Origin of the sequence: Winslowiella toletana, from assembly GCF_017875465.1 — a bacterium.
Taxonomy (GTDB): domain Bacteria; phylum Pseudomonadota; class Gammaproteobacteria; order Enterobacterales; family Enterobacteriaceae; genus Erwinia; species Erwinia toletana.
Window position 1 is genome coordinate 715,106 of sequence record NZ_JAGGMQ010000001.1, and the last position, 21,418, is coordinate 736,523.

The following is a 21,418-nucleotide window of genomic DNA, read 5'->3' on the forward strand; positions in this document are numbered from 1 at the left end:
CATCCGCAACACGGGCGGCGAGAACGCCGCCCCTACTTCAGTAACTTCTTCGCATCATCGTTATATTTGCTGTCCGGATTACGCTGGATCCAGTTATTCAGCCGCGATTTCGCTTCATCCTGAATACGCTTACGCAACAGCTGATCGACCGGCAGCGAATATTGCAGTCCATCCCATGCCCCGTACAGACGCAGCGGCACGGCGGTATTGCTTAGTGTCTGCACCAGCGCATTATCTCCCTGCCAGCCGCTGATCACTTTAATATTAAAGGTAATATCGCACTGCTGTTTATCAAGATCGATAACCCCTTTCCCTGCCAGATCGAGCAGCGCAGAGCGCCCTTGCAGGTTGACCAGCGCCATGGATCCATTATCCAGCTGCAGCGAACCTTTTAACTGCTGAACTTCGGTATAGTTGGCTTCACTGGCGCTACCACGCACCTGATCGCTGCTGCGCTCTACAGCGCGCTGCACCATCTGCTGGAAGTTAAGACCGGCCAGCCGTGCATTATCCATGCTGATTTCGGCATTACCGCGCCAGTTTTGCTTAAAGTCGGCGACGCTTAAGCCATTGCCACGCAGATTACCCGCCATCGACAGCTTGCCGCTGACGGTTTCCGGTAATTCAAAGCCTTTTAACAACGGGGCAAGTTCAATCGCATGCAATTGTGGCTGAAACGCCACTTTGCTCTGCGCTCCGCTCAGGCTAATGATGCCCGGCACCGAGAAATCACCGCTGCCTGATTTGCCGCTCAGAGTATTAATCGCAATCTGGCCACGATCATTACGGGCGGCAAACATCAGCTGATTAAAATCCATGCCGCGCCAGCGCAAGGCATCGATCTGCATTTTTACCTCTGCGGTAAAATCATTAAGCGGCGTGTTGGCGCTGTTGCGATCGGCTGGCTGGGAAATCACCGGCGCGCGACCGGAAAGCTGGGCCTGTGCCGTTGGACTATTCTCTCCCTGCGCAGCGGGATCATGGCCGGTCAGCGCATCCACATCCAGCTTCGCGGAATGCAGATCGATATTCAGATTCGGCACCGCGCCCAGTTTGCCGGATATCGTGCCGTTCAGCTGACTGTCGTTAACCGATAGCGCCAGATTTTTCAGCGTAAATTGCTGGCGATCATTCAGCCATTCGGCCAGTAAACTGCCCTCACCTTTCAGACCCTGCGGCGGCAGATCGGCGCCTTTTAACTCCCAGCTTAACTGCTGAATATTGCCGGTAAGCTGCTGCGGATACTGCGCCACATTCATATCGCCTTTGAGCGCCAGCTGCAGTTCACGCTGGTCACGGCTGACGCGGGTGCTTAGCTCCACGCGCGCCTGTTTGCGATCGTCCTGTGACAGATCCAGATTAATATCGCGGAAATTGATCTGTTCGCCGCCAGCCTGCTGCCAGACCAGCAAACTGTCCACCACCTGCAACTGGCCAATATCAAATTTCCAGCCGCTAACTGCTTCAGGCGCAGGCGTGTCAGAAGGGCCAACCGGTGCATCCTGCGGACGCTGCGCATCACTTTCCGGCGTCAGGCGCACCACCGCATTTTTCAGCATCACCTGTTTGACGCTGAGCTGATGGGAGAATAACGGCAGAAGATTAACATCGAGGCGCATATTTTCCGCAGCAACCAGCGGTTGCTGCGCCCCGGGCGCGGTAATGGACATACGGCCGGCGAGAATACTCAGCTGTGGCCAGACGTGCCAGCGCAGATCGCCTTCCAGCGTCAGCTTATAGCCGCTACGCTGTTCAACCTGCTGAACCATATAGGCACGAAAATCGTTGGGATTCACCAGCAGTACCAGCGCGGACATTCCTGCCACAATCACCACCAGCAAAATGCCCAGCGCGGTAATCAATCTTCTCATCCGACCCTCTTATTTCACCTGAACACCCAGGCTATTAATCTTTGTCAATCCGACTGGCATCCGCGCCCTGCTGATCCCTGTATTTCGCATCCTGACGACGGTTATACGGACGCGCGGCCGGACCTGAAAGTGGTTCGAAACTCAGCGCGCCAATCAGCATCCCCGGACGTAACGCCAGCGGCAGCTTACCGGAATTATAGAACTCCAGCACAATACGCCCCTGCCAGCCGGGATCAATACGGTGTGCAGTAACGTGAACCATCAATCCTAGTCGCGCCAGCGAAGAACGGCCATCTAACCAGCCTACCAGATCATCAGGCAGGGTGACGGATTCATAGGTCACCGCCAGCGCCAGCTCGCCAGGATGCAGGTAGAAAGCCTCCCCTTCCGGCAGCACAATTTCATCGCTCATCACGCGATCCAGCGCGGCGCTGACTTCATCTTTAGGACCGCTTAAGTCAATAAAGGCAGCGGTATGACCGCGAAAGGTGCGAAATTTATTGCCGAGGCGCACATCCACAGTGGCGCCGCTGATGCGCTCCTGCGGCGGACGTGGCGTAATGTCCAGCTTGCCACTGTCAAGCCAGGCTTCGATGTCGCGGTCGCATAATCTCATCGTCGTCTACTCCCTGAACGGATTAAAGGCATGTTATTCGAAGAACTGATTAATCTTCGCTTTCAGAATATCAATCGCGATACGGTTTTTGCCGCCGCGCGGCACGATAATGTCAGCATACTGCTTGGAAGGCTCAATGAATTGCAGAAACATCGGGCGTACCGTCTTCTGATATTGCGCCATCACCGAGTCCATGGAACGCCCGCGCTCATTCACATCACGCTTCATACGGCGCATCAGGCAGATATCCAGCGGCGTATCGACAAAAATCGAGAAATTCATCTCCTGACGCAGGCGCGCATCGGTCAGCAGCAGAATGCCTTCAAGGATAATCACTTTTTTCGGCTTAAGATGGATGGTCTCTTTGGTGCGGGTGTGATCAACATAGCTGTAAACCGGCAGTTCAATATCCTGACCGGACTTCAGCATCTGCAAATGTTGCAGTAACAGATTGTGGTCCATCGCACTGGGATGGTCGTAGTTGGTTTTAACCCGCTCTTCCATGGTGAGGTGGCTTTGGTCTTTGTAGTAGCAATCTTCCGGGATCACGCCGATATGTTCGTCGCCAACCTGGTCACGCACTTCACGGTACAGGGTACTGGAAATTAAACTTTTACCCGACGCTGAAGCGCCTGCGATTCCTACAATGACGCATTGGTGAGACTTGTCAGTCATATAATTAAAGACCTGATAACTATGTGACAAATCGATAAGGCAGCACTACAGTGCCCGGCCCTATTGACTGGTCAGGAATGAGAGGGGTGATTCGCTGGCAATTATAGGGATTTAGCGGATTTGATGCCAGAAAAAAGCAGCATCCGGCTTTTCAGACTTTCCCTTTAGGGAAAAACACCGTTCACCAGTAAACTACTTAGCCGGTATTCGGATGTTATTTATCCGCATTTGATCGATTCCGCACCGTCCGGCCTGCAGTAACCGTGCAATTAACAAGGAAATCTATGTCCTGGAGAACGTTAACCTATTTCGGTGACAGTATGCTGCTGATCCCCACCGCAGTGATTATTGCGCTGGTGATGCCGTGGAAAAACGACGATCGGCGCGCCGTATGGTTCTGGATCACCACTTTCTGTCTGGCCGGGTTAATTGTCAGTGTGTCGAAAATCGCTTTTATGGGCTTCGGTATAGGCAGCGCGCGCTTTAATTTTACTGGTTTCAGCGGCCATAGCGCGATGTCCGCCACCCTGTGGCCGGTGATGCTGTGGCTGCTTACTGGCCGTCTGCCGCTGTTCTGGCGTGCGATGGCGATTGGTGTTGGTTATCTGATCCCACTGCTGGTCGGGCTGTCGCGGCTGGTGCTGCATGCGCACTCCACCAGTGAAGTGATTAGCGGCTTACTGCTTGGGTATACGCTCAGTAGCGCATTTTTAGTCTCGCAGCGCAGCGCCCACCTGAAAAGCTTTAGCGTGATGCAACTGGGCGTCGCGCTGCTGTTGCCACTGTTGCTGTTAGGCCATGGCCGCATTGCCGGTACACAAGATTTCCTCGCGCAACTGTCCACCAAAATTGCCGGGGTAGAGAAACCCTGGACCCGCCACGAGATGCTCAAACAGGCGCGTCAGTCCCACTCTGTCAATGAATGGCGCTGAAAAGCGCCGTCAATCGGTCGAATAACGCATAAATTTGATTTGCCACAGGCATTGCACAACGGATGTGCTAGCATGCAAATAGATTAATTATTGTGATAGATTCGGCCTGTTCGGCTCTCAGGCACGCAGCTGGAACCGTTGATGACGACAGATATTTTACCCTTCCGACATACCACGCCACTCTGGCGCACAGCTTTCATTCTGGGAGCATTAAGCTTTCTGCTGACGCTATTCTGTCTTGAACTGATTATGATCAGTGGACATATATCACCGCTGTGGTTTCCTACCGCGTTAATGACTGTGGTGATATTCCGTTATCCTGCCCGCGCGCTGCCGCCGATTCTGCTGTGTTGCATGGTCGCCGTTATCGTGGCTAATGCGCTAATCTTTGGCCCCTCCAGCGCCAGTATTACTTTCCCGATGGTCAATTTGCTGCAGGCGCTGATCGGCGGTTTTTTGCTGCGTCTGCTGCTGGACCGCCAGAATCCGCTAAACTCGCTGACCAGCTGGTACAAAATGATGCTGGCGGTGGGCGTGCTCACCCCATTACTGGGCGGCTTAATGGCCAGCGCGTTATTACCTCAAACCCACACCACCACCCTGCACTTTTTTATCACCTGGGTGATTTCAGAAGTGATCGGCATGCTGTCGCTCGGCCCGGTGGCGCTGCTGTGGCAATCTGGCTACTTCCGCAAACAGCTGCGCAGACCGGCGCGTATTGAGGCGGCGATTATCCTTGTGGTCACGCTGGCGCTAAGCTATATCGCGCTACGCTTTTTGCCATGGCCTTTTACCTTTGTCATCGTGATTCTGTTCTGGAGCGCAGTGCGCCTGCCGCGGCTCGAAGCTTTTTTAGTCTACCTCGCCAATATCGCCATGATGTCACTGATGCTGGCGCTCCATTTACTGGATCTGCGCGGGGTTGGTGTCAGCCAGGCCTTTATCGCCACCGCGCCCTGGCTGCCGTTTCTGCTGGCGCTGATCCCCAGCCATATGATGACCATGGTGATGTACGCCTTCCAGGAAGAGCGCAGGAATATCAGCGACAGCGAAAACCGTTTCCGTAGCGCCATGGAGCATTCGGCGATCGGTATGGCGCTGGTCTCCACCGAAGGCGTCCTGATGAAGGTAAACAAATCGCTGTGCCAGTTTCTTGGCTATGAGCCTGACGAACTGCAACGTCTCTCCTTTCAGCAGATTACCTATCCTGACGATCTGAATGCCGACCTTGAACAGTTCAGCGCTATGCATGAAGGTTCGATTGAAACCTACACCATGGAGAAACGCTACTATCGCAAAGATGGCCAGATTGTCTGGGCACGCTTGTCGGTCTCGATGTCGCGCGACGCTGAGCAAAATCCGCTCTACTTTATTTCGCAAATTGAAGATATCACCGAGCTGAAACGGTCGACTGAGGTCAACCGCCTGCTAATGGAGCGGATTACGCTGGCCAATGAAGCCGGCGGCATTGGCGTCTGGGAGTGGAATTTCGTTGATGACATGATTAGCTGGGATAAGCAAATGTATGAAATCTTCGAACTGCGCAACGGCGAACGTCCCACCTATGACTTCTGGCTGTCACGCATTGTGCCGGAAGATCGCGAAATGGCGGCGGAAGCGGTGCAGCGTGCGCTGGATCAGCAGGAAACCCTGAATGTCGAATACCGCGTCTTCAGCGCCAGAGGGATTCGTTATATTCGCTCGCAGGCTAACCGTATACTCAGCCGCGAAGGCCATATTGAGCGCATGCTGGGCGTGGCGCAGGATATTACCGAAGTGCGCGCGCTTAACGATGCGCTGTTCCAGGAAAAAGAGCGCATGCTGATCACCCTCGACTCGATTGGTGAAGCGGTTATCAGTACCGACGAAGATATGCTGGTGACCTTTATGAATCCGGTCGCCGAACGCATCAGCGGCTGGTCACAGTCTTCCGCCGCCGGTAAGCATCTCAGCACCATTTTGCATATCACTCACGGCAGAGACGGCCCGGAAATGGAGAGCCTGCTGCTGTGCGATTTACCGGCGGTAAAAACCACGCCTGACTTCGATCACGATCTGGTGCTGCATAATGCCAGCGGCGAGCAGTTTGATATTCATTACAGTATCACCCCGCTGAAAACCCTCGCCGGACGCAGTAAAGGCAGTGTGATGGTGATTCATGATGTCAGTGAATCACGGGAAATGTTAAAACGCCTCAGCTACAGCGCCTCGCACGATATGCTGACGCGTCTGCCCAACCGTTCCAGTTTTGAACATCAGCTGAAGCGGCTGCTGGTTTCCGCCAGCGAACATCAGCAGCAACATGTACTGATCTTTATCGATCTGGATCGTTTTAAAGCGATTAACGATACGGCTGGGCATGCTGCGGGTGACGCCCTGTTGCGTGAACTGGGCAAATTGATGCAGTCGCAGCTACGCAGCAGCGATCTGCTGGCGCGCCTTGGCGGTGATGAGTTTGGTTTACTGTTCAGTGACTGCGCGCTCGATCACGCTAAAGAGGTGGTGCAGCGTCTGGTCACCAGCATTAATGAATACCGTTTCCTGTGGGAAGGACGGCAGTATCGCGTCGGTGCCAGCGCCGGATTAACGCAAATCCGGCGCGACAACTGCAGCAGCAGCGACGTAATGGCGCAGGCGGATCTCGCCTGTTACAACGCCAAGCACAGTGGGCGCGGCCAGATTTCAGTGTATGAAGCACGGCTGCAACCCCAGCTGCGTCCGGTGATAACCGATGACGAAATAGTGCACATTATTAATGATAGTCCGTTGCGCTTACTGGCGCGGGCAGTCGCGCCGCCACGTAAAACCCAGTCGGTCAGTTTCTGGCTGGCGGAGCTGCAACTGTTCTCCAGCACCGGACAGGTGGTTGATGAAGCCGAGTTCCGCGCCAGCCTGCACGAGTCACAGCAGCATATCGCGCTGGATCGTAAAGTGATCAACAGCTTCTATGCCGATTATGCCGAGGGGATCGCCAGTAAATCGACTGGCATTGCCCTGCCACTCTGCGGATATAGTTTAAAAGATAACGCCTTTATTGATGAGCTGGTCGCCACTATCAGCAGCGGTAAGGTCAACGGCAATCTGCTGTGGTTTATGCCGGAGGCCGATGCCTTGCTGGAGCAGCATGAGGGTCTGCATGCCAACGTTGCCCGTTTGCGCAAGCTCGGCTGCGGCATCATTCTGTGCAATTTTGGTCGTAACCTTGACGCCTTCAATGTGCTGCACGCCGACGAAATTGACTATCTGATGTTCAGCGCCGATCTGATTGCCAACGTCCACTGCAATCTGATGGATGAGATGATGGTGTCGGTCATTCACGGCCATGCGCAGCGGCTGAATATCGCCACCATGGCAGGCCCGGTAAAATTGCCGGTAGCGCTGGCCACGCTGGCGACTATCGGCGTCAATGTCGTCTGGGGCGAAGCGATTAGCAGCAGCGAAACGCTGAGCGCCCTGTTGTCCGATAGCTATTTCGCCAGCAAATAACTGTCCCTGCCAGCGTTGATCTGAAACAGGTCAGATACCGTTTGCCATGTTCCACGGGCTGCGCTAAAGTCGCCCCCTTTTTTCGACATTGGGAGGGTAACCATGTTTATTGGTTTCGATTACGGCACGGCTAACTGCTCGGTAGCAGTGATGGAAAATGGCGCGCCACGTCTGTTGCCACTGGAAAATAACTCGCCCTGGTTGCCCTCAATGTTATGCGCGCCAACCCGTGAAGCGATCAGCGAATGGCTGTTCCGCCACCATCAGGTTGCCACGCCGGAGGCGGAAAACCAGGCGCTGTTGCGCCGCGCCATCGCTTTTAACCGCGAAGAAGATATTGAGGTCAATCCAGACAGCGTGCAGTTTGGTCTGGCATCGCTGGCGCAGTATATGGCTGATCCGGAAGAGGTATGGTTCGTTAAATCACCGAAATCCTTCCTCGGCGCCAGCGGCCTGAAGCCACAGCAGCTTGCGCTGTTCGAAGATCTGGTGTGCGCGATGATGCTGCATATCCGCCAGACTGCCGGAGGCCAGCTGGGTAGCCAGATTGAACAGGCGGTGATTGGTCGTCCGATTAACTTTCAGGGGTCAGGCGGCGACGACGCCAACCAGCAGGCGCAGGGGATCCTTGAGCGCGCTGCGCATCGCGCCGGTTTCCGCGACGTGATCTTCCAGTTTGAACCAGTCGCCGCGGGCTTAGAGTTTGAAGCCACTCTGCAACAGGAGACGCGGGTGCTGGTGGTCGATATCGGCGGTGGTACTACCGACTGCAGTATGCTGCTGATGGGCCCGCAATGGCACGCCAAAGCGGAACGCAGCGCCAGTTTACTCGGCCACAGCGGTTGCCGCGTCGGCGGTAACGATCTCGATATTATGCTGGCGTTTAAAGAGCTGATGCCGCATCTCGGCCTTGGCGGTCAGACGCAAAAAGGGACTGGTCTGCCGGCGCTGCCATGGTGGAATGCCGTCGCCATTAATGATGTTCCGGCGCAAAGTGATTTTTATGCCGCCGCCAGCGGTAAGCAGCTGCAGGATCTGATTCGCGATGCGGAGCAGCCTGCGGTGGTAAAACGCCTGCTGAAAGTGTGGCAGCAACGCCTGGGTTATCGTCTGGTGCGTACCGCCGAAGAGAGCAAAATTGCGCTGTCGGACAGCAATCAGACCACCGCTGCGCTCGGCTTTATCGAACCATTGCTCAGCAGTGAAATCAGTGTAGAAGGATTGCAGGCGGCGATTGCGCAGCCGTTAGCCCGCATTCAGGAGCAGGTGAAACTGGCGTTAGCCACCAGCGGCACCCGTCCTGATGTGATCTATCTTACCGGGGGTAGCGCCCGCTCGCCGCTGCTGCGTCAGGCATTGCAGCAGCAACTGCCGGATATCCCGCTGGCCACCGGCGATGATTTTGGTTCCGTAACCGCCGGTCTCGCGCGCTGGGCGCAGGTGATGTTCTGAAACTGATTAACGGCTGGCTTCGGTCAGCTGTTCAATCTCGGCAATATTCAGCTTCAGACTGGCCGCTTTCACCAGCTCTTCCAGCTGTTCAAGCGAAGTCGCGCTGACAATCGGCGCGCTAATCCCCGGCTGTACGATCTGCCACGCCAGCGCAACCTGCGTCTGGCTGACGCCACGGCCATCAGCAATCTGATCCAGTGCGGCCAGAATCTTCAGCCCGCGCGGGTTAAGATACTTTTGCACCACGCCATCACCACGTTTACTTTTACTGGCATCCTGCGGCGTACGGTATTTACCACTGAGAAAACCGCTGGCCAGTGAATAGTAGTTAATTACTCCCAGCTCCTGCTCAACCGCCAGCTGTTGCAGACCGTTTTCATAGCCCTGACGATCATAAAGGTTATATTCCGGTTGCAGCGTCTCATAGCGCACCAGATTATGCTCTTTACTGACTTTTAGCGCTTCCGCCAGGCGCTCAGCACTATAATTAGAGGCGCCAATTGCCCGTACTTTGCCCTCTTTCACCAGCGCGTCAAAGGTCGCGAGGGTTTCAGCCAGCGGCGTATCCTGATCGTCACGATGGGCCTGATAGAGATCGATATAATCGGTTTGCAGACGGCGCAGCGAATCTTCTACCGACTGACGAATATAGTTCGCCGCCAGCCCGCTTTTTGCTGGCCCCATTTCCATCCCGACTTTGGTCGCCAGTACAATCTGCTCACGTTTACCGCTACGCTTTAACCAGTTACCGATAATGGTTTCTGATTCGCCGCCCTGATTGCCTGGCGCCCAGCGTGAGTAAACATCAGCCGTATCAATAAAATTGAGTCCCTTCTCTACCAGTGCATCCAGCAGGGAAAAGGAGGTGGTCTGGTCGATGGTCCAGCCAAATACATTGCCACCAAAAGTAAGCGGAGGTACCTGAAGTTCGCTGCGGCCAAGCTGGCGTTCGGTTAACTGACTCATACTTTTTTCTCCTGAAAGGGGTTTTTCCTGTGCGTCAGTGAGCTTAGCAAACTTTTTTCGCCGCGCTTTGCGCAATTCTGGTGAAACAATTTCAGTTACGCTTAATCCGGAATTTTCGCAGGCAGCGGCAGTACAATCGCCGCGACACAACCAAACTATACAGTTATCCTTAATTCCTTCATTTTTGTACCGTAGCAGATGACTACACTACTGTTTTTGCGGATTGCCGGTTTTTTTTAATCCGCGTGAATGCCTGGCCACACAGCTGGAGAGCAACCCATCCTTATGAATGCCCGAAAAACGACACTGACCCTTGCTGTTATCGTAGTGATTGCCGCCGGTGCATTCTGGTGGTGGCAGCACAGCAGTTCAACTGGCGCAGAAAGTGGCGCACAGCCTCAGCAGCAGCAACGTGGTAAAGGTGGACGCCGTTCCGCTGCGCTGGCGCCGGTGCAGGCCAGCAGCGCGCTGAAGCAGAGCGTACCGCAATATCTTGCCGGACTCGGCACCGTTAGCGCCGCCAGCACCGTCACCCTGCGCAGCCGCGTCGATGGCGAGCTGATGGCGCTGCACTTCACTGAAGGTCAGCAGGTGACGGCGGGTCAGCTGCTGGCGGAGATCGATCCGCGCCCTTATCAGGTGGCGCTGACGCAGGCGCAGGGCCAGCTGGCGAAAGACCAGGCGACACTGGCCAATGCACGCCGCGATCTGGCGCGTTTTGAAAAGCTGGCGAAAACCAGCCTGGTATCGCAGCAGGAGCTGGATACCCAACGTTCACTGGTCAGCGAAACCCTCGGCACGATTAAAGCCGATGAGGGTAGCGTGGCCAGCGCCCAGCTGAATCTGACTTACAGCCGTATCACCGCGCCGATTGCCGGCCGCGTTGGCCTGAAGCAGGTCGATATCGGCAACTATATCACCAGCGGTGATACTACCGGTCTGGTGGTGATCACCCAGACTCACCCGATTGATGTGGTCTTCAGCCTGCCGGAAAGCAGCATCACGCCGATATTGCAGGCGCAAAAAAGCGGCCAGTCGCTGCTGGTGGAAGCCTGGGATCGCAGTAACAGCACAAAAATCACCGAGGGCACGCTGCTCAGCCTGGATAATCAGATCGACAGCACCACCGGCACCATCAAGCTGAAAGCGCGCTTCACCAATAGCGACGATCAGCTGTTTCCCAACCAGTTTGTTAATGCCCGCCTGAAGGTCAACACCCTGCATGACGCCATTGTGATCCCGGCTGCCGCGTTGCAGATGGGCAACGAGGGCCACTTTGTCTGGGTGGTAAACAGCGAGAATAAAGTCAGCAAAAAACTGGTGAGCGTCGGCACGCAGGACAGCAAACAGGTGGTGATTAAAGCAGGACTTGACGCCGGGGAACGCGTGGTTACCGACGGCCTTGATCGCCTGACGGAAGGCGCGAGCGTCGAAGTGGTGGCGCCGCAAACCACGCCGCTGCCTGCCGGGAAAACCGCGCAACCGGCTAAAGGAGAGCGTTCCTGATGCAGGTGATGCCTCCCAACGCCAGCGGCGGGCCTTCACGGCAGTTTATTCTGCGGCCGGTAGCCACCACGCTGTTAATGGTGGCGATTCTGCTGGCGGGCATTATCGGTTATCGCGCGCTGCCGGTATCGGCATTGCCGGAAGTCGACTACCCGACAATTCAGGTGGTCACTCTCTATCCCGGCGCCAGTCCCGATGTTGTCACTTCGGCAATTACCGCGCCGCTGGAGCGCCAGTTTGGCCAGATGTCCGGGCTGAAGCAAATGTCATCGCAGAGCGCTGGCGGCGCATCGGTGGTCACCTTACAGTTCCAGTTAACGCTGCCGCTGGATGTCGCCGAACAGGAAGTGCAGGCGGCGATAAACTCCGCGACCAACCTGCTACCCTCCGATCTGCCTAATCCCCCGGTCTACAGTAAAGTCAATCCGGCGGATCCGCCGATTATGACCCTCGCGGTCACCACCACCAGCATGCCGATGACGCAAGTGCAGGATATGGTGGAAACACGAGTAGCGCAGAAAATCTCGCAGGTCTCCGGCGTCGGTCTGGTGACACTTTCCGGCGGCCAGCGTCCGGCCGTGCGGGTGAAGCTGAATGCGCAGGCGCTCGGTGCACTGGGCCTCGACAGCGAAAAGGTGCGTACCGCCATCAGTAACGCCAACGTTAACTCGGCGAAAGGCAGCCTTGATGGCCCGGAACGTTCCGTTACTCTCTCCGCCAACGATCAGATGAAATCGGCGGAAGATTATCGCCAGCTGATCGTGGCGTACCAGAATGGCGCAGCGGTGCGACTGGGTGATGTCGCCACCGTCGAACAGGGCGCGGAAAATAGCTGGCTTGGCGCCTGGGCCAACCGCCAGCAGGCCATTGTGCTGAATGTACAGCGCCAGCCTGGCGCTAATATTATTACCACCGCGGACAGTATTCGGCAGATGCTGCCAGCGCTGACCGCTTCGCTGCCAAAATCGGTCGATGTGCAGCTGCTGTCGGATCGCACCACCAATATTCGCGCCTCGGTGCATGACGTGCAGATGGAGCTGATGCTGGCGATGGCGCTGGTAGTGATGATTATCTATCTGTTTCTGCGCAACGTGCCCGCCACCATTATTCCGGCGGTGGCAGTGCCGCTGTCGCTGGTCGGCACCTTTGCGGTGATGTATTTCCTCGACTTCTCAATCAACAACCTGACGCTGATGGCGCTGACCATCGCCACCGGCTTTGTCGTCGATGATGCGATTGTGGTGATTGAGAATATCTCACGCTATATCGAAAAAGGCGAAAAACCGCTGGCGGCGGCGCTGAAGGGGGCCGGGGAGATTGGCTTTACCATTATCTCGCTGACCATTTCGTTGATCGCCGTGCTGATCCCGCTGCTGTTTATGGGCGATATCGTCGGGCGACTGTTCCGCGAATTTGCCGTTACCCTGGCGGTGGCGATTCTGATTTCAGCCGTAGTGTCGCTGACCCTGACGCCAATGATGTGCGCGCGGATGCTGAGCGCCGAATCGTTGCGTAAACAGAACCGTTTTTCGCGCGCCAGTGAGGCGATGTTTGAACGCATTATTGCCGCTTATGGTCGTCTGCTGCAAAAGGTGCTCAATCATCAGTGGCTGACCCTAAGCGTGGCGATCGGCACCCTGCTGTTAACCCTGCTGCTGTGGACGCTGATCCCGAAAGGCTTCTTCCCGCTGCAGGACAACGGCATTATTCAGGGCACTTTGCAGGCGCCGCAGTCGGTCTCTTATGCCAATATGGCGCAACGACAGCAAACCGTGGCGTCGATTATTATGAAAGATCCGGCAGTGCAGAGCCTGACCTCCTTTGTTGGCGTCGATGGCACCAACCCGGCGCTCAACAGCGGGCGTTTACAGATCAACCTTAAGCCGCTGGATCAACGCGATGATCGCATCCCGGCAGTGATTGCACGACTGCAGGATGAAGTAGCGAAGGTGCCGGGCGTCGCGCTCTATCTGCAACCGGTGCAGGATCTGACCATTGATACCCAGCTCAGTCGCACGCAGTATCAGTTCACCTTGCAGGCCGGTTCGCTCGATGCCCTGAGTGAATGGGTGCCGCAGCTGCTGGCGCGGCTGCATCAGTTACCGCAGTTGCAGGATGTCAGCAGTGACTGGCAGGACCAGGGGCTGGAAGCTTACGTTAATGTTGACCGCGACAGCGCCAGCCGTCTCGGTATTTCGATGGCGGATGTGGATAACGCACTGTATAACGCCTTTGGTCAGCGGCTGGTTTCAACGATTTATACTCAGGCAAATCAGTATCGGGTGGTGCTGGAGCAGGATATTCAGCATACGCCAGGGCTGGCGGCGCTCGACACCATTCGTCTTACCAGCAGCGATGGCGGCAGCGTGCCGCTCAGCGCCATTGCCCGCGTTGAGCAGCGCCACGGTGCGCTGACCATCAATCATCTCGACCAGTTCCCTTCGACCACCTTCTCGTTTAACGTCAGCGACGGCTATGCGTTAGGTGAAGCGGTGGCGGCGATTACCGCCGCCGAACAGCAGCTGGCGATGCCGTCAGATATTATGACGAAGTTCCAGGGCAGCACGCTGGCCTTCCAGGCGGCGCTGGGCAGTACCGTCTGGCTGATTGTCGCCGCAGTAGTGGCGATGTATATCGTGCTCGGCGTGCTGTATGAAAGCTTTATCCATCCGGTGACCATTCTCTCCACCCTGCCCTCCGCCGGTGTCGGCGCGCTGCTGGCGCTGATGCTGAGCGGCAATGAACTGGATGTGATTGCCATTATCGGCATTATTCTGCTGATCGGCATTGTGAAAAAGAACGCCATCATGATGATCGACTTCGCGCTGGCCGCCGAGCGCGAGCAGGGGATGACGCCATATGATGCAATTTATCAGGCCTGTCTGCTGCGTTTCCGCCCGATTCTGATGACCACGCTGGCGGCGCTGCTGGGGGCGCTGCCGCTGATGCTGAGTAGCGGGGTTGGCGCTGAGCTGCGCCATCCGCTGGGGGTAGCGATGGTCGGAGGCCTGATTGTCAGCCAGGTGCTGACGCTGTTTACCACCCCGGTGATCTATCTGCTGTTTGACCGCCTGGCGCATGCCACACGCCGTCGTCTGAAACGCCCGGAGAGTGCGTCGTGAAGTTCTTTGCGCTGTTTATCCACCGCCCAGTAGCGACCATTCTGCTGACGCTGGCAATTGCGCTGGCCGGTTTTCTGGGTTTCCGTCTGCTGCCGGTAGCGCCGTTGCCGCAGGTCGATTATCCGGTGATTATGATCAGCGCTTCTCTGCCGGGCGCTTCGCCGGAAACCATGGCCTCCTCGGTGGCGACCCCGCTGGAACGCTCGCTGGGCCGTATCGCCGGGGTCAGTGAAATGACCTCCACCAGTTCGCTGGGCAGCACGCGCATTATTATGGTGTTTGATTTCGACCGCGATATTAACGGCGCTGCGCGTGATGTGCAGGCGGCAATCAATGCCGCGCAGGCGCTGCTACCCAGCGGTATGCCCGCCCGTCCTACCTATCGCAAAGCGAACCCTTCGGATGCGCCAGTTATTATTCTGGCGCTCAGCTCGGATGTGTGGTCAGCGGGTCAGATATATGACTTTGCCTCAACGCAGCTGGCGCAAAAAATATCGCAGATTGACGGCGTCGGTGATGTCGCGGTTGGCGGCAGCTCGTTACCGGCGGTGCGTGTGGCGCTTAACCCGCAGGCGCTGTTTAATCAGGGAGTGTCGCTGGATGCGGTGCGCACGGCAATTGCCAATGCCAACGTACGAAAACCGCAGGGGGTGACAGAAGATCAGCAGCAGCGCTGGCAGTTAAAAACCAATGATGAACTGCAAACCGCCGCCGAATACCAGCCGCTGATCGTGCACTATAACAACGGTGCCGCGGTACGCCTGCAGGATGTCGCCAGCGTCGAAGATTCCGTACAGGATGTGCGCAACGCCGGGATGTCCAATGCGCGACCGGCGGTGCTGATGCTGATCCGTAAATCGCCGGAAGCCAATATTATCCAAACCGTGGATCGCATCCGCGCGCAGTTGCCGGAATTACGCGAGATGATGCCCGCTTCGATTACGCTGGATACTGCGCAGGATCGTTCACCGACGATTCGCGCCTCACTGGCCGAAGTGGAGCAGTCGCTGGTGATTGCCGTCGCGCTGGTGATTCTGGTGGTATTTCTGTTTCTCGGCTCCGCACGCGCCACGCTGATCCCGGCGGTGGCGGTACCGGTATCGCTGATTGGCACCTTTGCCGCCATGTATCTGTGCGGCTTTAGCCTGAATAACCTGTCGCTGATGGCGCTGACCATCGCCACCGGCTTTGTGGTCGATGACGCGATTGTGGTGCTGGAGAATATCTCGCGCCATATCGAGGCCGGTATGAAACCGTTGCAGGCGTCGCTACAAGGGGTGCGCGAAGTCGGCTTTACGGTGTTATCAATGAGCGTATCGCTGGTGGCGGTGTTTATTCCGCTACTGATGATGGGTGGCATGGTGGGACGGCTGTTCCAGGAGTTTGCCGTGACGCTGTCGGTGGCGATTATGATTTCGCTGGCGATCTCCGTCACCCTGACGCCGATGATGTGTGCGTATCTGCTTAAAGGCCATCAGGTGCGCAGCCAGCCGCGTATTCGTGGATTTAATAAGCTGCTGCTGAAGATCCAGCAGGGTTATGGCTCTTCACTAAAGTGGGTGCTGGACCATGCGCGCTGGACCCTGCTGCTGCTGCTGGCGACCATCACGCTGACGGTTTATCTCTATATTTCCATTCCGAAAACCTTTATCCCGGAGCAGGATACCGGCCGCATTATGGGCAATATTTCTGCCGATCAGAGCATCTCGTTCCAGGCGATGCGCAGCAAACTGGAAGATTTTATGAAGATTGTGCGTGAGGATCCGGCCGTCACCAACGTCAGCGGCTTTACCGGTGGCTCGCGCACCAACAGCGGCACCCTGTTTATTACGCTGAAGCCGCTATCCGAACGCAACGAGAGTTCGCAGCAGGTGATTGCACGACTTCGCACTAAACTGGCGAAAGAGCCGGGCGCCAGCCTGTTTCTGATGGCGATGCAGGATCTGCGTCTCGGCGGACGTGAGTCAAACGCCGAATATCAGTATTCGCTGCTGTCGGATAATCTTGATGACTTACGTGAATGGGAACCGAAGATCCGCCGCGCCTTTGCCGCGCTGCCACAGCTGGCCGATGTAAACTCCGACCAGCAGGATAAAGGCTCGGAGATGGCGATCACCTACGATCGCGAAAGTATGTATCGTCTTGGCATCAGCGTGGCGGATGTTAACGGACTGCTGAATAACGCCTTTGGCCAGCGGCAAATCTCCACCATCTATCAGCCGCTGAATCAGTATAAAGTGGTGATGGAGGTCGATCCGCGTTATACCCAGGATATCAGCGCGCTGGAGAAGATGTTTGTGCTAAACAGCGACGGCAAGCCAGTGCCGCTGTCGTTCTTCGCCAGATGGCAGCCTGCCAACGCGCCGCTGTCGGTAAATCATCAGGGGCTGTCAGCGGCAACCACCATCTCCTTTAACCTGCCGGAAGGGGTATCGCTGTCAGAAGCCTCCGAGGCTATCGATCGCACCATTACCGGACTGGGGGTGCCAGCCAGCGTACGCGGCAGCTTTGCCGGCACCGCGCAGGCGTTTCAGCAGTCGCAAAACAGCCAGCTATGGCTGATTCTGGCCGCCATCGCCACCGTCTATATCGTGCTGGGCATTCTGTATGAAAGCTATGTGCATCCGCTGACCATCCTCTCCACCCTGCCCTCGGCGGGCGTCGGCGCGCTGCTGGCGCTGGAGCTGTTTGATGCGCCCTTTAGCCTGATCGCGCTGATTGGTATTATGTTGTTGATTGGTATTGTGAAAAAGAATGCCATTATGATGGTGGACTTTGCGCTTGAGGCGCAGCGCAATGGCGATCTGAGCGCACGCGACGCCATTTATCAGGCCTGCCTGTTGCGTTTCCGTCCGATTCTGATGACCACGCTGGCAGCCCTGCTCGGCGCGTTACCGCTGGTGCTGAGCAGCGGCGATGGCGCGGAACTGCGGCAGCCGCTGGGGATTACCATTGTCGGCGGACTGGTGATGAGCCAGCTGCTGACGCTGTATACCACGCCGGTAGTCTATCTGTTTATGGATAAGCTGCGGCGGAAAAAGGCGTATCAGCCCCAGCTGACGGAACAAGGATGACATTATTGGCACGGGCGGCGAAAACGCTGCACCTGCGATGGAGCATCTGCAATTCCGTAGGCGCGGCGTTTTCGCCGCCCGTATTTAAACATCCAGGAACCATTTCCCATGAGTAATACCCCTGCGACGGTGCGCTGGCAGCTGTGGATTGTCGCTTTTGGCTTTTTTATGCAGACGCTGGATACCACCATCGTCAACACCGCACTGCCGTCGATGGCGCGCGATCTTGGCGTCAGCCCGCTCAATATGCATTCGGTGATCGTCTCCTATGTGCTGACGGTAGCGGTCACCCTGCCGCTCAGCGGCTGGCTGGCCGACCGCTTTGGCGTGCGCAATATCCTGTTTGTCGCCATCCTGCTGTTCAGCCTGGGTTCGCTGCTGTGCGCCCTCTCCGGCACCCTTGATCAGCTGGTCATGTCACGCGTGGTGCAGGGTGTTGGCGGTGCGATGATGGTGCCGGTCGGACGCCTGACGGTGATGAAAATTGTGCCGCGCGACCAGTATATGGCGGCGATGACCTTTGTTACCCTGCCCGGCCAGATTGGTCCGCTTATTGGCCCGGCGCTGGGCGGCGTGCTGGTGGAATATGCCAGCTGGCACTGGATCTTCCTGATTAATATCCCGGTCGGCATTATCGGCGCTATCGCCACCATGACCCTGATGCCCAACTATACCCTGCCCGCCAGACGCTTTGACTTCCTCGGTTTTGTGCTGCTGGCCGCCGGGATGGCGACCCTGACGCTGGCGCTGGATGGTCCGCGCGGCTCGGGAATTTCACCGCTGCTGCTGGGGATGTTTATCCTGGTGGGGATGTTTTCGCTGCTGTTCTATCTGCTGCATGCCCGCGGCAATGACCGGGCGCTGTTCAGCCTGAAACTGTTTGATAATCGTATCTACTCGATTGGCCTGCTTGGCAGCCTGACCGGGCGCATCGGCAGCGCTATGCTGCCGTTTATGACGCCGCTGTTTCTGCAAATTGGTATGGGTTACAGCCCGTTGCATGCCGGTTTGATGATGATGCCGATGGTGCTGGGCAATATGGGCATGAAACGCATCGTGGTGCAGATCGTCAATCGTTTTGGCTATCGCAATGTGCTGACCGGCTCGACCATCGCGCTGGCGCTGGTGGTGGTGCTGTTCCCGCTGGTGGCGCTGCTGGGCTGGTTCTGGCTGCTGCCGCTGGTGCTGTTCTTACAGGGGATGGTCAATGCGATACGCTTCTCGGCGATGAATACCCTGACGCTGAAAGATCTGCCGGATGAGCTGGCCTCCAGCGGCAACAGTCTGATGTCGATGGTGCAGCAGCTGTCGATGAGTATCGGCGTGACGGTGGCGGGCCTGCTGCTTGGCGCTTTTGGCCATCATGCGGTGGCCGACAGCGCCATGGCGCATCAGACCTTTATCTATACCTACCTCTGTATGGCGCTGGTGATTATCTTGCCAGCGCTGGTGTTCTGGCGGGTGCCCACGGATATCAGCAAAAATGTGACGCTCGCGCGCAGGAGAAAAAACCAACCATGAGAAAAATGCGTATCGGCATCAGCGCCAAACTGTTCCTCGCCATCTTCTCCACCTGCATGCTGGTGCTGATTATTATGCACTGGGGCGTACGTCTCAGTTTTGAACATGGCTTTATTGATTATATTAAGCGCGGCAATGAGCAGCGTCTGGCGCTGCTCAGTGATGCACTGGCCGATCAGTATGAGCAGCACGGCAGCTGGGATTTTCTGCGTAACAATAACAAGCTGGTATTTACCATTTTGCGCTCGCTGGAGCAGAATCCGGATGCCAGTAATTCGCTGCCGCCGCACGGCTGGCGCACCCAGTTCTGGATTATCGACCAGCAGTATCGCGTGCTGGTGGGACCGCGTGCGCCAGTCCCGCAGGAAGGCACCCGGCGCAATATCACCACCAGCAATAATAAAGTGGTTGGCTGGGTGATTGGCTCGCCGTCCGAGCGCATTACCCGCAGCACCGATATTAACTTTGACCAGCAACAGCGGCGCACCAGCTGGCTGATTGTCGGTCTGTCGACGCTGTTAGCCGCCGCCGTTACCTGGCTGATGTCGCGCGGCCTGCTGGCGCCGGTTAAGCGGCTGGTCGAAGGCACCCATCATCTGGCGGCCGGTGATTTCGCCACCCGCGTTGAGGTCGGCAGCCGTGATGAACTGGGACGGCTGGCGCAGGACTTTAACCGGCTGGCCAGCTCACTGGAGAAAAACGAGAGTATGCGCCGCGCCTTTATGGCCGATATCTCCCATGAACTGCGCACGCCGCTGGCGATCCTGCGCGGTGAACTGGAAGCGATGCAGGATGGCGTGCGTAAGCTGACCCCGGAGGCTATCGCTTCGCTACAGGCGGAAGTGGTGACGCTGACCAAACTGGTGGACGATTTACATCAGCTGTCGCTGTCGGATGAGGGCGCGCTGGCTTACCGCAAAGCCGCCACCGATGTGGTCTCGCTGCTGGAAGTGGTCGCCGGAAGTTTCCGCGCCCGCTTTGCCAGCCGTCAGCTATCCTTAACCCTGTCGCTGCCGCAGCAAGCGCCGCTGTTTGGCGATGCCGATCGCCTGATGCAACTGTTCAGCAATCTGATGGAAAACAGCCTGCGCTATACCGATGCCGGTGGCGGGCTGAAAATTTCGCTGCAACAACAGCCCGGTAAAATGCTGCTACATTTTGATGACAGCGCGCCGGGCGTCAGCGATGAGCAGCGGCAGCAGATTTTTGAGCGCTTTTACCGTACGGAAAGTTCACGCAATCGCGCCAGCGGCGGCTCCGGGCTGGGGCTGGCGATCTGCAAAAACATTGTCGAAGCCCATGGTGGTACACTCAGTGCAGACCACTCTGATTTGGGCGGCTTGCGTATTACGGTAATCTTGCCGCCTGACTCCAACTGAATATGAGAAGATGACTGAATATCACGAACCGATGATTCTGGTAGTGGAAGACGAGCCGAAACTGGCCCAGCTGTTAATCGATTATTTGCAGGCTTCGAACTACCGCACCCATCATATTGCCGATGGCGCTCAGGTCATCAGCTATGTGCAGCAGACCCCTCCCGATTTGATCCTGCTGGATCTGATGCTGCCCGGTACCGACGGCCTGACGCTGTGCCGTGAAATCCGCCGTTTTTCTGAACTGCCCGTGATCATCGTCACCGCCAAAACCGAAGAGATTGATCGGCTGCTGGGACTGGAAATCGGTGCGGATGACTATATCTGCAAACCTTTCAGCCCACGCGAAGTGGTGGCGCGGGTGAAAACCATTCTGCGGCGGGTAAAAAGCTCGCCGGAAGAGGTGCAGAAAGCCTCACTGCTGGTGGTCGATGAGGGGCGCTTTCACGCCAGCTGGCGCGATCGCCCGCTGGATCTGACCCCGGCCGAGTTTCGCCTGCTGAAAACTCTGGCGCAGGAACCGGGCAAGGTGTTCTCACGCGAGCAGCTGCTGAATCATCTGTATGACGATTATCGCGTGGTGACTGACCGCACCATCGACAGCCATATTAAAAATCTGCGCCGTAAGCTGGAAGCGCTCGACAGTGAGCAGCCATTTATTCGCGCGGTCTACGGTATGGGCTACCGCTGGGAAGCGGATATCTGTCGCCTGGTTTGATCCACGTCAATTTACATAACCTTCTCAACCTCCTACAATCCCCGCACATTTTGTAAGGCCGACAGACTCTCTGTCGGCTGGCGGCGATCTGCCGTTCTGACCT

At 56.6% G+C, this 21,418-nt stretch carries 13 protein-coding genes; 9 read left to right on the top strand and 4 right to left on the bottom strand.

The window, feature by feature from the left end:
* Positions 1-32 precede the first annotated feature (32 nt).
* From asmA to udk, 3 genes are read right to left on the bottom strand one after another with little or no spacing between them, the layout of a single operon-like run.
* Positions 33-1,871 carry an outer membrane assembly protein AsmA gene (gene asmA, locus J2125_RS03445; protein WP_026111594.1) on the bottom strand — a complete coding sequence of 613 codons (1,839 nt, stop codon included), beginning with the start codon at positions 1,869-1,871 and terminating at the stop codon, positions 33-35.
* A gap of 34 nt (positions 1,872-1,905) precedes the next feature.
* Positions 1,906-2,487 (bottom strand): dCTP deaminase, encoded by a 582-nt coding sequence (gene dcd / locus J2125_RS03450; RefSeq protein ID WP_017800250.1) that lies wholly within the window; start codon positions 2,485-2,487, stop codon positions 1,906-1,908.
* A gap of 33 nt (positions 2,488-2,520) precedes the next feature.
* Positions 2,521-3,162 carry a uridine kinase gene (gene udk, locus J2125_RS03455; RefSeq protein ID WP_026111595.1) on the bottom strand — a complete coding sequence of 214 codons (642 nt, stop codon included), beginning with the start codon at positions 3,160-3,162 and terminating at the stop codon, positions 2,521-2,523.
* A gap of 284 nt (positions 3,163-3,446) precedes the next feature.
* Here udk and J2125_RS03460 point away from each other — a divergent pair, with 284 nt between their 5' ends.
* The 3 genes from J2125_RS03460 to yegD all read left to right on the top strand — a co-directional run bounded on the left by J2125_RS03460 (position 3,447) and on the right by yegD (position 9,032).
* The gene (locus J2125_RS03460) at positions 3,447-4,094 is read left to right on the top strand and encodes a phosphatase PAP2 family protein (protein WP_017800252.1); all 648 of its coding nucleotides are present in this window, start codon (positions 3,447-3,449) and stop codon (positions 4,092-4,094) included.
* Positions 4,095-4,235: 141 nt separating this feature from the next.
* On the top strand, positions 4,236-7,580 hold the full coding sequence (locus J2125_RS03465; RefSeq protein ID WP_017800253.1) for a diguanylate cyclase: 3,345 nt from the start codon (positions 4,236-4,238) through the stop codon (positions 7,578-7,580).
* A 102-nt stretch (positions 7,581-7,682) separates the two neighbouring features.
* Complete coding sequence (gene yegD / locus J2125_RS03470; protein WP_017800254.1) at positions 7,683-9,032, top strand: molecular chaperone; 1,350 nt, start codon at positions 7,683-7,685, stop codon at positions 9,030-9,032.
* 6 nt (positions 9,033-9,038) lie between these two features.
* On the opposite strand, the gene J2125_RS03475 is transcribed toward yegD, so the two are convergent.
* Positions 9,039-9,998 (bottom strand): aldo/keto reductase, encoded by a 960-nt coding sequence (locus tag J2125_RS03475; RefSeq protein ID WP_017800255.1) that lies wholly within the window; start codon positions 9,996-9,998, stop codon positions 9,039-9,041.
* Between the two features lie 285 nt (positions 9,999-10,283).
* On the opposite strand from J2125_RS03475, the gene J2125_RS03480 reads away from it, so the two are divergent.
* From J2125_RS03480 to baeR, 6 genes are all read left to right on the top strand, one after another.
* Positions 10,284-11,504: an MdtA/MuxA family multidrug efflux RND transporter periplasmic adaptor subunit gene (locus tag J2125_RS03480; protein WP_017800256.1), complete on the top strand. Its 1,221-nt coding sequence runs from the start codon at positions 10,284-10,286 to the stop codon at positions 11,502-11,504.
* Positions 11,504-14,626, top strand: coding sequence for an MdtB/MuxB family multidrug efflux RND transporter permease subunit (locus tag J2125_RS03485; RefSeq protein WP_017800257.1), 3,123 nt, complete (start codon positions 11,504-11,506; stop codon positions 14,624-14,626). The genes J2125_RS03480 and J2125_RS03485 overlap by 1 nt, the downstream gene beginning before the upstream one ends.
* Complete coding sequence (gene mdtC, locus J2125_RS03490) at positions 14,623-17,700, top strand: multidrug efflux RND transporter permease subunit MdtC (RefSeq protein WP_017800258.1); 3,078 nt, start codon at positions 14,623-14,625, stop codon at positions 17,698-17,700. Before J2125_RS03485 ends, mdtC begins: the two co-directional genes overlap by 4 nt.
* 108 nt (positions 17,701-17,808) lie before the next feature.
* Positions 17,809-19,221, top strand: a complete 1,413-nt coding sequence (gene mdtD / locus J2125_RS03495; RefSeq protein WP_017800259.1) for an MFS transporter — start codon at positions 17,809-17,811, stop codon at positions 19,219-19,221.
* A complete protein-coding gene (baeS, locus tag J2125_RS03500) occupies positions 19,218-20,600 on the top strand; it encodes an envelope stress sensor histidine kinase BaeS (protein ID WP_017800260.1) in 1,383 nt (460 codons plus the stop codon). The genes mdtD and baeS overlap by 4 nt, the downstream gene beginning before the upstream one ends.
* A gap of 10 nt (positions 20,601-20,610) precedes the next feature.
* A complete protein-coding gene (gene baeR / locus J2125_RS03505; protein ID WP_017800261.1) occupies positions 20,611-21,315 on the top strand; it encodes an envelope stress response regulator BaeR in 705 nt (234 codons plus the stop codon).
* Positions 21,316-21,418: the final 103 nt, after the last annotated feature.

Excerpts from the sequence above, each read along its gene's own strand:
- J2125_RS03460 (WP_017800252.1), top strand. The coding sequence starts at position 3,447 with ATGTCCTGGAGAACGTTAACCTATTTCGGTGACAGTATGCTGCTGATC.
- asmA (WP_026111594.1), bottom strand. The coding sequence starts at position 1,871 with ATGAGAAGATTGATTACCGCGCTGGGCATTTTGCTGGTGGTGATTGTG.
- J2125_RS03475 (WP_017800255.1), bottom strand. The coding sequence starts at position 9,998 with ATGAGTCAGTTAACCGAACGCCAGCTTGGCCGCAGCGAACTTCAGGTA.
- J2125_RS03480 (WP_017800256.1), top strand. The coding sequence starts at position 10,284 with ATGAATGCCCGAAAAACGACACTGACCCTTGCTGTTATCGTAGTGATT.
- mdtD (WP_017800259.1), top strand. The coding sequence starts at position 17,809 with ATGAGTAATACCCCTGCGACGGTGCGCTGGCAGCTGTGGATTGTCGCT.
- baeS (WP_017800260.1), top strand. The coding sequence starts at position 19,218 with ATGAGAAAAATGCGTATCGGCATCAGCGCCAAACTGTTCCTCGCCATC.
- yegD (WP_017800254.1), top strand. The coding sequence starts at position 7,683 with ATGTTTATTGGTTTCGATTACGGCACGGCTAACTGCTCGGTAGCAGTG.
- udk (WP_026111595.1), bottom strand. The coding sequence starts at position 3,162 with ATGACTGACAAGTCTCACCAATGCGTCATTGTAGGAATCGCAGGCGCT.
- dcd (WP_017800250.1), bottom strand. The coding sequence starts at position 2,487 with ATGAGATTATGCGACCGCGACATCGAAGCCTGGCTTGACAGTGGCAAG.
- baeR (WP_017800261.1), top strand. The coding sequence starts at position 20,611 with ATGACTGAATATCACGAACCGATGATTCTGGTAGTGGAAGACGAGCCG.
- J2125_RS03465 (WP_017800253.1), top strand. The coding sequence starts at position 4,236 with ATGACGACAGATATTTTACCCTTCCGACATACCACGCCACTCTGGCGC.
- J2125_RS03485 (WP_017800257.1), top strand. The coding sequence starts at position 11,504 with ATGCAGGTGATGCCTCCCAACGCCAGCGGCGGGCCTTCACGGCAGTTT.